Raw genomic sequence first — 14,347 nt, forward strand, 5'->3', positions numbered from 1 at the left:
CCAGGCGGCCGGCATGGATGCCGGCCGCCTGGCGGCGCCGCGGGCGGCGGCCGCGCCGCCGGCGCGCTGCGGCCTCAGCGGATCGGCGGCGCGTATTGCAGGCCGCCCTGGGTCCACAGCGCGTTGATGCCGCGCGGCACGCCCATGGGGGTGATGTTCCTCTCCCAGCTTTCGCCGAAATTGCCGACCTGGCGGATGATCCGCACCGCCCATTCGTTGTCGACGCCCATGGCCCGGCCGAACTCGCCCGACCGGCCGAGCAGCCGCTGCACATCCGGGTTCGGGCTGTTCATGAAGCTGTCGATGTTCTTGCTGGTGATGCCCAGCTCCTCCGCCGTCACCATGGCGAAGTGGGACCAGCGCACCACGTCGAACCAGCGCCAGTCGCCCTTGCGCACCACCGCGCCCAGCGGCTCCTTCGAGATGATCTCGGGCAGCAGCACGTATTGCTCGCCCTCCCGCCCTTCCGCCGCGCGGAAGCTGGCGAGCGAGGAGGCGTCGTTCGTGTAGGCGTCGCAGCGGCCGCTGCGGAAGGCCTGGCGGATCTCCTCCGGCTGCTCGATCACCACCGGCGTCATGCGCATGCGGTTGGCCCGGAAGTAGTCTGCCAGGTTCAGCTCCGTCGTCGTGCCGGGCTGCACGCAGACCGTGGCTCCGTCCAGCTCCTTCGCGCTTTTGACGCCGAGCGACTGCTTCACCATGAAGCCCTGGCCGTCGTAGAAATTCACGCTGGCGAAGGCGAGGCCGAGCTGCACCTCACGGCCCATGGTCCAGGTGGTGTTGCGCGCCAGCATGTCCACCTCGCCCGACTGCAGCGCGGTGAAGCGCACCTGCGAGGTGGTGGGGACGAAGCGCACCTTGTTCGCATCGCCTAGCACCGCGGCGGCGACGGCGCGGCAGGTGTCCACGTCCAGCCCGGTGAAGTTGCCGCGCGCATCCGGCAGCGCGAAGCCGACGGCGTTGATGGAGACGCCGCAGACCAGCTGCCCGCGCGCGCGGATGGCGCCGAGCGTGTCCGGCGCTGTCTGCGCCAGCGCCGTCGTTGCCGCGAGTGCCAACCCGATGAGCGCCATGCCGGCGCGTCCCGCCCACTGAACCATCACGCCCTGTCCTTCTCCAAGCCGCGCTGCTGCGGCCCGCGTTGCAGCTTCGGCGTGCCGCCGCCCGTCATGCAAGCATGGGCTGTCGCCCGTCCTGCAGATCCGGGCTGCCGCCGACGATGCAACGGCATGCCGACGCCCGCGAAGCGAGATCGTTTCCTGCAGCTTCCGTGCCAGGAACGAGTGGGTAAGAACGCTGGTGGCGACACGCTCTCACATTTGCCAAACAGAAACGTATATTATGTTCAATCCTTGCGCTGCACAGCAGCATCGGTCTAACCGGGAACGCCGTCGCATGCCGCGTCGGCATTTGACGCGAGAGAGTGGAAGGTTCGGGGGCATCTGATCCCCGGCCATGTCCGGTTGCGCGCCGCGCGACCGGCGGGCTGCTCTTGCGGCCGAAGCACAGCCATCGGGAGACATCGCTTTGAGCAGCCCATTCTTCGAGAGCTTCGACAATGGCGTCGGCGCATTGACGCATCGCTGGGGTAGCGGCATCGACACCAGCGTGCGCGGACAGGTCACCGTCAGCGGCGACAGCGGCATGATGGAGCAGCCCTGGGGCGCCGCCGCCGGCCATGGCTACGGCACCTACACCGTCGTCGCCAAGCTGAACGGCTACGATGCCGGGCCGGCGGCGCTGCTGTGGCCGGGCAACGACAAGTGGCCGGGCCCCGAGATGGACATCGTCGAGTTCATCAACGGCCACGCCTACAGCGCGCTGCACTGGGACAATGGCGGCCGCGACGGCTACCGCGTCATCGAGTATTCGGGTCTCGATGCCGGCCAGACGCACACCTACACGCTCGACTGGCAGCCTGGCCGTGTCACGGTCGCGGTGGATGGCCGGACCTACGGCAGCTACACCGACAACGTCTCCGCCGATTACGACCATGGCGGCGTCAACCAGACGATGAGCATCATGAATCGCGGCTGGAACACCTCCATCACCGTCTACGAGATCGGCTATTCGCCGAACGGCGGCGGCGGCAGCGTCACCCGGAGCGAGACGCCGGAGGAGACGACGCGCCAGGACACGCCGACGGCGTCCGTGTCCGTCTCCGCGCCGGCCGCGGTAGACATCATTTCCGCACCGGCGTCCGGCGGCGACCGCCCGGTGATCCATGTGCGGCTTGACACGATCGGCGTCGGCCATGTCGTCGACAACTTCCAGCAGGGCGAGACGCTGCTGAGCCTGGATGGCTACGGCGCCGGCGCGCGCATCGACAACCTTGGCGGCGGCACCTTCCGCATCACCGCCGAGAACTGGGCCTGGGACGAGATCCGCCTCCCCGGCGTCAGCGACCTGAAGTCCAGCGACTACATCCTGACCTGAAGGGACGGCGCGGCCCGGGCCGCCCGGACGTCGCGACGGCGTCCGGCGTCGTGCCATGCGTCGCGGCCGGGGCGCCTGGGCTGGTCCCGTCTCCGCTACGGGGGGCGGACGCGTCCTCGCCAACCCCGGCCGGGGCGGCGCCGCACGCCTCAATGCACCGGGTGCGCCTGCGCCGGCCGCCGCGGGTCGGCCAGCGCCTGGCGCGCGGCCACCCCCGCACCGGTGAGCCGGCGCCGAAGTCATGCCTCCGGCCACCACCCGGGCGCGCCTGCGGTCGGTCGAGGCTGCGGGCCGCTGCGGGCAGGGGGCGCGGCGCGGCGGCCCTACCCGGGCCGGACGCGACGCAGCGCCTCGCCAGTCCGGCGCCTTGGCCGGGATGCGGGCGCCTGCGCCGCCATGGTCACGCCCTTCGGCGATCCGCCCCTGGCCCGGGGGCGCCGCGCGACGGGCTTGCGGGCGGCCTGGATCGCGCCGGGGCGTACCCTCGGCGCGGCCGGCGGCGATGCGGCGGCGCGGCTCCGGTGTCGCGCGCCGCGGGCCGCCTCACTCCCACTCGATGGTGCCGGGCGGCTTGCTCGTGATGTCGTAGGTCACGCGGTTGATGCCGCGCACCTCGTTGACGATGCGGCCAGCGACGCGTGTCAGGAATTCCATGCTGAAGGGATAGACATCGGCCGTCATGCCATCCGTGCTGGTCACGGCGCGCAACGCGCAGGCCTGGTCGTAGGTGCGGCCATCGCCCATCACGCCCACGGTGCGCACCGGCAGCAGCACCGCGAAGGCCTGCCAGATGGCATCGTACAGGCCGGCGGCGCGGATCTCCTCCAGGTAGATGAGGTCCGCCTTGCGCAGGATGTCGGCCTTTTCCCGCGTCACCTCGCCCGGGATGCGGATGGCGAGGCCCGGCCCGGGGAAGGGGTGCCGGCCGATGATCGCCTCCGGCATGCCCAGCTCGCGGCCCAGCGCCCGCACCTCGTCCTTGAACAGCTCGCGCAGCGGCTCGACCAGCCGCATGCGCATATGGCTGGGCAGGCCGCCGACATTGTGGTGCGACTTGATGGTGACGGACGGGCCGCCGGTGGCCGAGACGCTCTCGATCACGTCCGGATAGAGCGTGCCCTGCGCCAGGAAATCGGCGCCGCCGAGCTTCGCCTGCTCCTCCTCGAACACCTCGATGAACAGCCGGCCGATGGTCTTGCGCTTCACCTCCGGGTCCGTCACGCCGGAAAGCTGGCCGAGGAACAGGTCGGACGCGTCGCGGTGCACCAGGCTGATGTTGAAGCGGTCGCGGAAGGTGCTGACCACCTGCTCCGTCTCGCCGGCCCGCATCAGCCCGTGGTCGACATAGATGCAGGTGAGCTGGTCGCCGACCGCCTCATGGATCAGCACCGCGGCGACCGAGCTGTCGACGCCGCCGGACAGGCCGCAGATCACGCGCCCCGTGCCGACCTGGGCGCGGATGCGCGCCACCATCTCGGCGCGGAAGGCGCCCATGGTCCAGTCGCCGCGGCAGCCGCAGACCAGGTGGGTGAAGTTGCGCAGCAGCGCGCCGCCATGCGGCGTGTGCACCACCTCGGGGTGGAACATGGTGCCATAGTAGTGCCGGGCGTCATCGGCGATCAGCGCGAAGGGCGCGCCCTCGCTGCTCGCCACCACGCGGAAGCCGGCGGGCAGCCGGGTGATGCGGTCGCCATGGCTCATCCAGACCTGCTCGCGCGCGCCCTTGGCCCAGATGCCCTGGGTGATGGCGCATTCGCCGGTGACGTCCACATGCGCGCGGCCGAATTCGGCGGGGTGCCCGCCCTCCACCAGCCCGCCGAGCTGGGTCGCCAGGGTCTGCTGCCCGTAGCAGATGCCGAGCACGGGCAGCGCGCTCTCGAAGACATAGGCCGGGGCGCGGGGCGAATCGCCCACGGTGACGCTGGCCGGGCCCCCGGAGAGGATGATGCCCTTCGGCGCGAAGGCGCGGATCCGCGCGTCCTCCGCCGTGTAGGGCCAGATCTCGCAATACACCCCGGTCTCGCGCAGCCTTCGGGCGATCAGCTGGGTGACCTGGCTGCCGAAATCGAGGATGAGGATGCGGTCATGGCCCGCGGCGACGGGCGCGGCCGCGGGGCCAACGGTGGCGGGCGCGTTCATGGCGCCTTGCAGCATAGCTCCCCGTCCGCCGCAAGCGTTGCGGTCCCGGCGCGGCCGCGCGGCGGCCCCGTCAGGACCCTTCCGGCGCCGTCGCCGTAGCCGCCAGCAGGGTGTCGATCGGGTCCCAGACGAAAGCGAGCTGCTCCATCGCCTGGCCGGCGAAGCGGATCATCTCCCGCCCGGCCTGCCGGCCGCCCAGGCGCTGGTAGAACCAGCGCGTCGGGTTGTCCCGCAGCACCCACAGCATCGCCGACCGGCAGCCCACCGCCGCCAGATGCGCCGCCATGGCCCGCATCAGCCGCCGGCCGATGCCGCGGTCGCGGTAGTCCTCCAGCAGGTAGAGCGTCTCCACCTCCCCCTGCACCTCGCCCTGCAGCTTCCCCTGGGCCAGCCAGTCCCGCCGGGCATGGCCGCCGGAGACGAAGCCGATGATGGTCCCGCCCTCGGGGCCCGGGCGGCCGCCCGGCGCATCGGGGCCGGAGGCGACGGCGACGAAGACGGCATGGCCATGCCGGCGGTCGGCGATCGCCCGCTCATAGCCCAGCGCGTGCCGCAGGGAAGAGAGACCGGTGAGGTAGGCTTCCGGCAGCACGCCGGCATAGGAGGAACGCCAGGTCGCGACATGGACGGCCCCGATGGCGGTGGCGTCGGCCGGCCCGGCACGGCGGATGCAGATCATGCTGGACGCATCCCTTCCCTGGTCTCGCCCTGGTGTCAGGGCCCTCGCTGCAGGACGGCGGCGAAGAAGCCATCCGTGCCGTGCCGCCCGGGGCTGGTGAGCAGGTAGGGGCCCTCGGCCGGCGGATCCCCGGGCAGCCCCGCCGCATCCCAGGCCTCGGCCAGGGGCAGCGGGACGAAGCCGGGATGGCGGCCGAGGAAGGCCGAGACCTGGTCCTCATCCTCCTCGGGCAGCAACGAACAGGTAGCGTAGACCAGACGCCCGCCGGGACGTACGAGTTCCGCGGCCATGTCCAGAATTTCACGCTGCTTCACGCAAAGCTCATCGAGGTCCCGCGAACCGGTGCGGAGCCGAGCGTCGGGATTGCGACGCCAGGTGCCCGTGCCGGTGCAGGGGGCATCCACCAGCACCCGGTCGAACTGACCGGCGCGGCGCTTCGCCCAGCGGTCGCCGGGTTCGAACAGGTGCCGCTCGGCATTGTCCACCCCGGCGCGGCGCAGCCGCCGCACCGCACCCTCCAGCCGGGGGGCGGAGACGTCGCAGGCGGTCAGCCGCCCCTTGTTCCGCATGGATGCCGCGAGGGCGAGGGTCTTGCCGCCGGCCCCGGCGCAGAGATCGGCGACGCGCAGGCCCGGGCGGGCATCGGTCAGCAGGGCGATCAGCTGGCTGCCCTCGTCCTGCACCTCGATCAGCCCTTCGGTGAAGGCGGCGGTCGCGGTGACCGGCCGGCGGGAGGGCAGGCGCAGCCCCCAGGGCGACCAGCGCGTCGGCTCGGTCTCGAGGCCCTCGGCCGCCAGGGCCGCGGCGGCCGCCTCGCGGGATGTCTTCAGCAGGTTGGCCCGCAGGTCGAGCGGGGCGGGCTGTTCCATCGCCGCCGCCTCCTCGGCCAGGCGGTCGCCGAAGCGGGCGCGGAAGCCGGGGATCACCCAGTCCGGCAGGTTCAGCCGCACGCCCTCGGGCATGGCCGGGTGGACCAGGCCCTGCACGCCCGCCGCCTGCTCCCGCGCCTTGGCAAGGGCGCGCAGCAATTTCTCCTCCGGCACGCTCAGCGGTTCGGGCGCGTATTGCCCGCCGGGAAAGGCCTTCGCCACGCCGGCCGCCTCCAGCCCCTCGGCCAGCAGCAGCTCCGCCGCCACCAGCATGCGCGGGGTCGGCCGGCACTGCACCTGGGCCAGCCACCAGTCCAGCCGCAGCCGCTGCCGCACCACGCCCCAGGCGCGGTCGGCGATGGCGCGCCGGTCGCCGCCGCCGATGTAGCGGCGGGTGCGGAAGAAGTCGTTGGCGATGGCGTCGGCAGGGCGCCTCGGCTGGGCTTCCAGCGCCGCCAGCAGGTCGATGGCGGCGGCCAGGCGGGCGGCCGGCGTCATGCCAGGCGGTCCGGCAGGCTGGCGAGGTCCGGCAGGATGGTCGCCGTCCGGTCCAACCAGTATTCCGCCGGGCCGCCGGCCCGGTTCACCCAGAAGACCCGGAAGCCGAAGCGCTGCGCGCCGTAGGCATCCCAGGGGTTGGAGGAGACGAAGGCCACCTCATGCGGCTGGCAGCCGAAGCGGGCCGGCACCAGGGCATAGACCCGCGGGTCCGGCTTGAAGCAGCGCAGCGGATGCACCGACAGCACCTCGTCCAGCAGCGGCCCGAGGCCGCCGGCCGCGACCGAGCTGTCCAGCATCTCCGGCGAGCCGTTGGAGAGGATGGCGGTCGGGATGCCGCGGCTGCGGAGCGCCCGCAGCATCGGCGCCGCCTCGGGATAGGCGTCGAGCGCCCGGTAGGCGGAGAGCAGGTCGGCGCGCAGCCCGGGATCGGCGATGCCATGCACCGCCAGCGCATGGTCCAGCGCCTTCTCCGTCAGGGACCAGAAGGGCTCGTAGGCGCCGGTGGCGGACAGGATCCAGCTCCATTCGGTCTGCTTGGCGCGCCAGAGGGCGGAGACGGCCGGCGCCGCCGCGCCCAGCCGCGCGGCATGGCGGCCGACCGCGGCATGCACGTCCAGCAGCGTGCCATAGGCGTCGAAGACGGCGGCGTTCGGGGCGGGCATCGGTTTCTCCAGGGGGGCGGGCCAGGGGGGGCCAGGGGGTGGGCCAGGGGGCGGGGGCCGGCGGGGCTCGCGGCGGCCTGCGGAGGGTTGGAATAGGCGCCGTTCCGGGCCGCTGGCCAGGGGCCGCCGCCGCATGCGGCCGGCCGGTCTGGCCCTTCCGCGGCGCCGCGCGCAGACTGCCGGGCTCGACCCAACGAGGCGGGAGGAAACAGGATGCAGAACCCGATGGCCCTGACGGGCCGCACCATCATCGTCACCGGCGCCGGCCAGGGCATCGGCCGCGCGATCAGCGAGCTGGTGCTGGGCCTCGACGGCAATGTCGTGCTGGTGGAGCGCAACCCGGAGACGCTGGCCGCGACCGCGGCCGAGATGGACGCGGAGCGCATCCTGGCGGTGCAGGGCAATGTCGCGGAGGAAGGATTTTCCGAGGATTGCGTCGCCCGGGCGGTGCAGCGCTTCGGCGCGGTGCATGGCCTGGTGAACAATGCCGGCATCACCCGCCCGGCCATGTTCGCCAAGATGACCATGCAGCAGTGGCAAGCGGTGATCGACGTGAACCTGACCGGCTGCTACCTGATGATGCAGGCGGTCGGCCGGCACATGATCGACCGCGCCAAGGCGGGCATGCCGCAGCCCGCCGGCACCACCGGCGCCATCGTCAACATCTCCTCCACCGCCGGCAAGCGCGGGTCGATCGGCCAGGTGAACTACTCGGCGGCGAAGGCCGGGCTGTTCGGCATGACCATGACCGGGGCGCGGGAATGGGCGCGCTACGGCATCCGCTGCAATTCGGTGGGCTTCGGCACGGTGGTGACGCCGATGACGGAGGTGATCCGCAGCGACAAATTCGCCGAGCAGACGATGTCCCGCATCCCGCTGAACCGCTATGCCGACCCGCAGGAGGTGGCGCCGCTGATCTGCTTCCTGCTGAGCAACGGCGCCGTCTACATCACCGGCGAGAACATGACGGTGAGCGGCGGCAGCCACATGCAGCCCTGACGCGCCGACGGGGCATGGCGGCGCGCGGGCGGCGGGTCGCTGTCGCCCGCGCGGCCCGTCTCACCCCGGCCGGGTCATCCCAGCAGCAGGGGCGCCGCGGCGCGGGCCATGCCGGCATTCGAATGCGCCACGCCCGGCACGGTCCGCAATTGCCAGGCGAAGGGCGCCTGCAGCCGCGCCGCCGCCGCCTGCGCCGCGGCGAAGAAGGCATGTCCGCGGTCGAAGCGGTTGGTGCCCTGCGCATCGGACCCGGCATCGCGCCGCAATTGCGGATGCTGCGGGTCACGGTCCTCCTCCCCCAGCAGGATGGTGACCGGGCGGCCGAGCGCAGCGGCCAGCCCGGCCTCCGTCGCGCCGGTGCCGCCCAGGCCGTAGGGAAAGGCCACGTCCCAGCGCGGCATGCTGTACCAGCCGGAATTCGCCACGATCAGCCGCGACACCCGCGGCGCATGCGTCAGCAGCAGGTAGCGATGGACGAATTGCGCGCCGGCGGAATGGCCATAGAGCGCGAAATCCTCGCGTTCGGCCCCACAGGCCCTGCGGGCGGCGTCCACCGCATGGTCCAGCGCCGCGAAGCTCCAGGCGGCGGGCGGCTGCGGCCGGCCCTCGGCATCCACGGCATTGCCGAAATTGTACCAGCGGTCGCCGGGGAAGCGCGCCGCGTCGTAGCAGGGGCAGACCAGCAGGAGGCCCAGCGCCTCGGCATGCGCGACCCAGGCGTCGCGGTAGCCATCGGCATTGCGCTGCACGCCATGCATGACCGCGGCGATCGGCCCGTCCGGCCGCCAGGCGGCGGGGCGGTGCAGGTACACCGCCATCGGCCCGGGCGCGACGCCGCAGGTCTCGGCGAACTCCACCCGGTGGCTGCCGGGCGGCAGCGCCGCCCGGGCCGGGCGGGCGGCGACCAGCGCCGGGGCGGCCAGCAGCGGGGCCAGCAGGCCCCGCCGCCCCAGGGCCGCAGGCAGGGCCACCGGCCCGGCCGCCGCGCCGCGCATCAGGCCTTGGCCAGCCCGGCGGACTTCATGGCCTCCCCGAGGGAGGCATCCGCCGCCGCCAGATGGCGCCCGAAGCCGGCCGCATCGGCATAGACCAGGCCGAAGCCGCGGTTGTTCAGGAATTCCTTGTACTCGGCGCTGTCGAACACCCGCTTCAGCGCGGCCGAGAGGGCGGTCGCGGCCTCCTGCGGGATGTTCAGCGGGGCGGCGATGCCGCGCCAGGCGCCGGTGTTGTAGTCCACCCCCATCGCCTCCTTCAGGGTCGGGATGTTGGGGAAGGCGGACAGCCGCTCCGGCGCCATCACCGCCAGGCTCCGGGCGCGGTTGGCATCCAGCATCGCCCGCGCCTCGGGCACCGAGCAGGTGGTGAAGTCGAGCCCGCCGGCGGCGAGGTCCTGCATGGCCGGCGCCGCGCCGTTGGAGGGCACCCAGCGCACATGGTCGGCCTTCAGCCCCATGGCGCCAAGCCAGCCGGCCAGCGCCAGGTGCCAGATGCCGCCCTGGCCGGTGCCGCTGGCCTTGAGCTGGCCGGGGCGGCTGGCCTTGATGGCATCGGCCAGCGACTTCACGTCGCGGTGGGGGGAGGAGACGTTGACCTGGATGCCCGGCGGGTCGTTGTTCATCAGGCCGAGCGGCGTGTAGTTGCGGTAGGTGATCTCCGTCAGGCCCTGCCAGTGCAGCATGCAGATCTCGGCGGTGATCATGCCCATGGTGTAGCCATCGGGCGCCGCCTGGGCGATGGCGGCATGGCCGACCACGCCGGACCCGCCGGTGCGGTTCACCACGTTGAAGGGCTGGCCGAGATCCTTCTCGAGCAGGGTGGCGATGATGCGCAGCACGGCATCGGTGCCGCCGCCCGCCGCCCAGGGGCAGATGAGCTGGACCGGCCGGGCCGGCCAGCGCGGCTGGGCCAGGGCGGGCAGCGGCAGGGCCTGGGCCGCCAGCAGCGTGGCCCCGGTCCCGATCAGGCGGCGGCGCGTGGCATGGGTCATGGACATTTCCCCTCCGGCATCTCTTTGGCGAAACCATTGTTATCAGCGGCCCGCCCGGGTCGGGAGGGGGGGTGAGGCGTCCCCGGCACGGCGTGGGGGGCGGCGCCAGCCGCCGCAGCCCCCGCGCCGTGCCGCGCCCGGACGGGTGGTGCGCCGCGCGCGCCTTAATCCTTCGCTCAGCGCCGCGGCTCTAGAACGCCCGCCCCCTTCGCCAATGGGCCCTGCCGGGCCCCGACCCGGCCGCGCTGCTGCGGGCGCGGCGCCGCGGGGACGAGGCCCTGTGACCGGGAGAGCCCGATGCGCATCCGACAGCTTGTCGCCGCGACCATGCTGGTCGTCTTCACGATCGGCGCGCTGATCGCCGGGTGGCAGGCCGCGGAACACTGGCGCCGGCATGCCGATGTCGTGCGGGCGGAGGATGGCACCCGCATCGCCGCCGCCCTGCTCCGCTTGGCCGATGCGGCGACCGTGGAGCGCGCCTTCCTGCAGGTCCGCATCGGCACCAGCGTCGCGGCGCCGGCCGACCAGATCCGTCATCTGGAGGAGCTTGCGGCGCGGACCGACCGTGCGGCCGCCGCCGCGCAGGACGCCATGCGGGCCGCGGGCAACCCGGATTTGCTGGCGGTGCCGGCGCGGCTGGGGCCGCTGCTGGCGCGGCTGGCGCCGCTGCGGCAGGCCCTGCACGCGGCCGCGGCCCAGGCCCCCGATGCCCGCCTCATCCCGGACGATGCGCGGCCGGCCGTCGTCTTCGATCCGCTGACGGCGGCGGTGGATGCGGCGCTGGATATCGCGCATGCCGGCGTGGTGCGGCATTCGGACCGGCTGGGCACCCTGACGCTGCTGGCCCGGACGGCGGCCGAGATGCGGACGCTGACCGTCCGCGGCATCGTGCCCGTCGGCACCGCGATCCGCAGCGGCCGCGCCATGACGCCGGCCGAGGTGGAGGCGAGCGCCGCCGCCGAACTGGCCAAGACCGTCACCTGGGCACGGGCGCGGCTGCTGGTCGGGCTGCTGGACAACCCGCCCCGCACCGCCGAGGCCCTGGCCCGCGTGCAGGCGATCCTGATGGACGGCGCGAACCGCGAGGCCGCCGCGCTGCTGGCCGCCGGGCGGGTCGGCGACAGCTATCCGATGACGCTCGAGCGCTACAACGGCTTCGGCCCGGCGCTCAGCCGCCTGGTGGACCCGCTGGAGGCGGCGGCGCTGGAGGATGCGATGGCCGAGGCGGCGGCGATGCGCGCCGCGGCCGCCTGGCGGCTCGGCCTCGCGGTCGGCGCCATCCTGCTCTTTGCGCTGGTGCTGGCCGGGGCGGCCTGGCTGCTGCTGCGCCGCATCGTCGCGCCGGTGGCGGGCCTGACCGCGACCGTGCAGCGGCTGGCGCAGGGCGACCAGGACGTCGCCGTGCCGGCCCAGGACCGCGGCGACGAGATCGGCAGCATGGCCAAGGCGGTCGAGGTGCTGCGGCGCAATGCCCTGGCGGCGCGGGCCGCCGCCGCGGCGGCGGCCGAGGAGCAGGCCGCCAAGGTCGCGCGGGCGGAGCGGACGGAGGCATTGATCCGCGGCTTCGAGGCCGAGGTCGCCAGCCTGCTCGCCGCCCTCGATGCCGCGACGGCGCCGGTCGGCGCGACCGCCGAGCTGATCGGCCGGACCTCGACCGAGGCGCAGGCGCAGGCGGATTCGATGAGCCTGGCGGCCGGCGCCGCCTCGCGGCATGTGCAGACCGTCGCCGTATCGACCGAGGAACTCGGCCAGGCCATCGCCGAGGTCTCGCGCCGGATCGGCGACAGCGCGGCGCTGGCGCGGCAGGCGGCGGAGGGCGCGCGCGCCACCGATGCGGTCGTGGCCGGCCTGGTCGCGGTGAGCGGGCGCATCGGCAATGTCAGCCGCATGATCTCGGACATCGCCGGCCAGACCAACCTGCTCGCGCTCAATGCCACCATCGAGGCGGCGCGCGCCGGGGAAGCGGGCAAAGGCTTCGCCGTGGTCGCCGGGGAGGTGAAGGCGCTGGCCGGCCAGACGGCGAAGGCGACCGAGGAGATCGGCGGCCAGATCCAGGAGATGCGCACCGAGACCGAGCGGGCCGTCGCGGCGATCCGGGCGATCGGCGAGACCATCGAGCGGCTGAGCGACATCGCCACCCAGGTGGCCGCGGCGGCCGAGCAGCAGGCCGCGGCGACGCGGGAGATCGGGCGCGCGGTGGCCGAGGCGTCGGACGGCACCGGCGAGGTATCGCGCCGGACCACCGAGGTGGCGGAGGGCGCGGCCGCCGCCGCCAGCGCGGGGGCGGGGCTGCGCGACGCGTCCGGCCGGCTGGCGACGCATGCCGGGGCGCTGCGCAGCCGCGTCGCCGGCTTCCTGGACCAGATCCGCGCCGCCTGAGAATTCGTGGCGGAATGTCCTCGGGCGGGCCTTGAGGCCTGACACGCCGCGGGCCTTGCTTCGCCGGCGCGATGGCTCAACGCGGCCCGGCATCGCGCGCCCGCCGGCGCAAGGCACCGACGCGATGGCGGCCATGCGCGGACCGCCATGCGCCTGCCGGCCGGCATCCGGGCCGGCAGGCGCGGCAGCCGGGTCAGGCGGCGCGGGCTGCCCGCCCCTGCACCCGGTTCCACACCCACACCCCCAGCGGCCAGAGCAGCGCGCCGAAGGTCAGCGCCGCCAGCACGCCGGAGACCGGGCGTTCGAAGAAGGGCAGCACATCGCCATCGGACTTGATGAGGGAGGTGATGAAGTTCTGCTCCACCATGTTGCCCATGACGATGCCGAGGACGAGGGCGGCGACCGGGTAGCCGTTGCGCTCCATCACGAAGCCCAGGCAGCCGAAGATCCCGACCAGCAGCACGGAGAAGAGGTTGTTGCCGGTGGCGAAGGCCCCCACCGCACACAGCACCAGGATCACCGGCATCACCGCCGCGCGCGGCGCCCGCAGCACCGTGCTCGCCAGCCGGATCATGATGATGCCCAGCGGGATCATGATGATGTTGGCCAGGATGAAGATCAGGTACAGCGCATACATGCTGGACGCGCGTTCGGTGAACAGCGTCGGGCCGGGGTTCAGCCCCTTCATGTACAGCACGCCGATGGCGATGGCCGTGATGGTGTCGCCCGGGATGCCGAACAGCAGGGACGGCACCCAGCCGGAGGCGAGGGAGGCGTTGTTGGACGCGCCGGCCTCCACTAGCCCTTCCGGGTGGCCGGTGCCGAACAGCTCCGGCGTCTTCGAGAATTTCTTCGACATGGCGTAGCTGACCCAGGCGGCCATGTCGGCCCCGGCGCCCGGCAGCACGCCGATGATGATGCCGATGATGTTCCCCCGCCACATCGGCCACTGGTACTTCTTGGTCAGCATCCACTGGTTGGCCAGGATGCTGCCGAATTTGCGCTTGGGCAGCGGCGGCGGCTCGGGCGTCAGCATGGCCCGCATCACCTCGCTGACCGCGAAGACGCCGACCAGGGCCGGGATCGGCTCGATCCCGCCCAGCAGGTCGGTCAGCCCGAAGGTGAAGCGCGGCGTGCCGGCCGGGTTCTCCATGCCGATGCAGGCGATCAGCAGGCCGAGCAGCATGGCGGCGATCGCCTTGATGGGCGAGCTTCGCGCGACCAGCGTCGCGCACATCAGGCCCAGCAGCGCCAGCCAGAAATACTCGTAGGTGGAGAAGGACAGCGCCATTTCTGCGAGTAGCGGCGCCATCAGCACGAGCGAGAGGGTGCCGACGATGCCGCCGATGGCGGAGAACCAGAGCCCGGCGCCGAGCGCCATCTCCGCCTGGCCCTTGCGGGTCATGGCATAGGCTTCGTCGGTATAGGCGGCGCTGGCCGGGGTGCCGGGGATGCGCAGCAGGCAGCCCGGGATGTCGCCGGAGAAGATCGCCATCGCGGAGGCGGTGATGATGGTGGCGATGGCGGCGATGGGCGACAGCCAGAAGGTCACCGGCACCAGCAGGGCCGTCGCCATGGTGGCGGACAGGCCGGGGAGGGACCCCACCACCAGCCCGTAGATGGCCGAGGCGAGGATGGCGATCAGCACGTCCGGCGCGGCGACGAGCTGGACGGCCTGGAGCAGGTCATGCATGCG

General features: G+C 73.0%; 11 protein-coding genes. 3 read left to right on the plus strand and 8 right to left on the minus strand.

Going from position 1 to position 14,347, the window contains the following annotated elements:
- Positions 1–74: 74 nt before the first annotated feature.
- Positions 75–1,073, minus strand: a complete 999-nt coding sequence (locus tag E2C05_RS09315; protein WP_240046673.1) for an amino acid ABC transporter substrate-binding protein — start codon at positions 1,071–1,073, stop codon at positions 75–77.
- A 454-nt stretch (positions 1,074–1,527) separates the two neighbouring features.
- On the opposite strand from E2C05_RS09315, the gene E2C05_RS09320 reads away from it, so the two are divergent.
- Positions 1,528–2,436 (plus strand): family 16 glycosylhydrolase, encoded by a 909-nt coding sequence (locus tag E2C05_RS09320; RefSeq protein ID WP_158292034.1) that lies wholly within the window; start codon positions 1,528–1,530, stop codon positions 2,434–2,436.
- Positions 2,437–2,979: 543 nt separating this feature from the next.
- Here the strand turns inward: E2C05_RS09320 and guaA are convergent.
- From guaA to E2C05_RS09340, 4 genes are all read right to left on the minus strand, one after another.
- A complete protein-coding gene (gene guaA / locus E2C05_RS09325; protein WP_133219343.1) occupies positions 2,980–4,575 on the minus strand; it encodes a glutamine-hydrolyzing GMP synthase in 1,596 nt (531 codons plus the stop codon).
- Between the two features lie 70 nt (positions 4,576–4,645).
- Positions 4,646–5,254 carry a GNAT family N-acetyltransferase gene (locus E2C05_RS09330; RefSeq protein ID WP_133219344.1) on the minus strand — a complete coding sequence of 203 codons (609 nt, stop codon included), beginning with the start codon at positions 5,252–5,254 and terminating at the stop codon, positions 4,646–4,648.
- Between the two features lie 35 nt (positions 5,255–5,289).
- A complete protein-coding gene (locus E2C05_RS09335; protein WP_133219345.1) occupies positions 5,290–6,621 on the minus strand; it encodes an RsmB/NOP family class I SAM-dependent RNA methyltransferase in 1,332 nt (443 codons plus the stop codon).
- Positions 6,618–7,286, minus strand: coding sequence for a haloacid dehalogenase type II (locus tag E2C05_RS09340; RefSeq protein ID WP_133219346.1), 669 nt, complete (start codon positions 7,284–7,286; stop codon positions 6,618–6,620). The genes E2C05_RS09335 and E2C05_RS09340 overlap by 4 nt, the downstream gene beginning before the upstream one ends.
- Positions 7,287–7,499: 213 nt before the next feature.
- Between E2C05_RS09340 and E2C05_RS09345 the strand changes: the two genes are divergently transcribed.
- Positions 7,500–8,285, plus strand: a complete 786-nt coding sequence (locus E2C05_RS09345) for an SDR family NAD(P)-dependent oxidoreductase (protein WP_133219347.1) — start codon at positions 7,500–7,502, stop codon at positions 8,283–8,285.
- Positions 8,286–8,359: 74 nt separating this feature from the next.
- On the opposite strand, the gene E2C05_RS09350 is transcribed toward E2C05_RS09345, so the two are convergent.
- Positions 8,360–9,256, minus strand: a complete 897-nt coding sequence (locus E2C05_RS09350) for an alpha/beta hydrolase (protein ID WP_133219348.1) — start codon at positions 9,254–9,256, stop codon at positions 8,360–8,362.
- A 23-nt stretch (positions 9,257–9,279) separates the two neighbouring features.
- Entirely contained in the window at positions 9,280–10,272 is a 993-nt protein-coding gene (locus E2C05_RS09355; protein WP_133219349.1) for a tripartite tricarboxylate transporter substrate binding protein, read from the minus strand.
- 297 nt (positions 10,273–10,569) lie between these two features.
- Between E2C05_RS09355 and E2C05_RS09360 the strand changes: the two genes are divergently transcribed.
- Positions 10,570–12,651: a methyl-accepting chemotaxis protein gene (locus tag E2C05_RS09360; RefSeq protein WP_133219350.1), complete on the plus strand. Its 2,082-nt coding sequence runs from the start codon at positions 10,570–10,572 to the stop codon at positions 12,649–12,651.
- 193 nt (positions 12,652–12,844) lie between these two features.
- Here E2C05_RS09360 and E2C05_RS09365 read toward each other — a convergent pair whose 3' ends face one another.
- Positions 12,845–14,344, minus strand: coding sequence for a tripartite tricarboxylate transporter permease (locus tag E2C05_RS09365; protein ID WP_133219351.1), 1,500 nt, complete (start codon positions 14,342–14,344; stop codon positions 12,845–12,847).
- Between the last annotated feature and the right edge of the window lie 3 nt (positions 14,345–14,347).

The sequence above is a fragment of the Paracraurococcus ruber genome, from assembly GCF_004353985.1.
GTDB lineage: Bacteria > Pseudomonadota > Alphaproteobacteria > Acetobacterales > Acetobacteraceae > Paracraurococcus > Paracraurococcus ruber.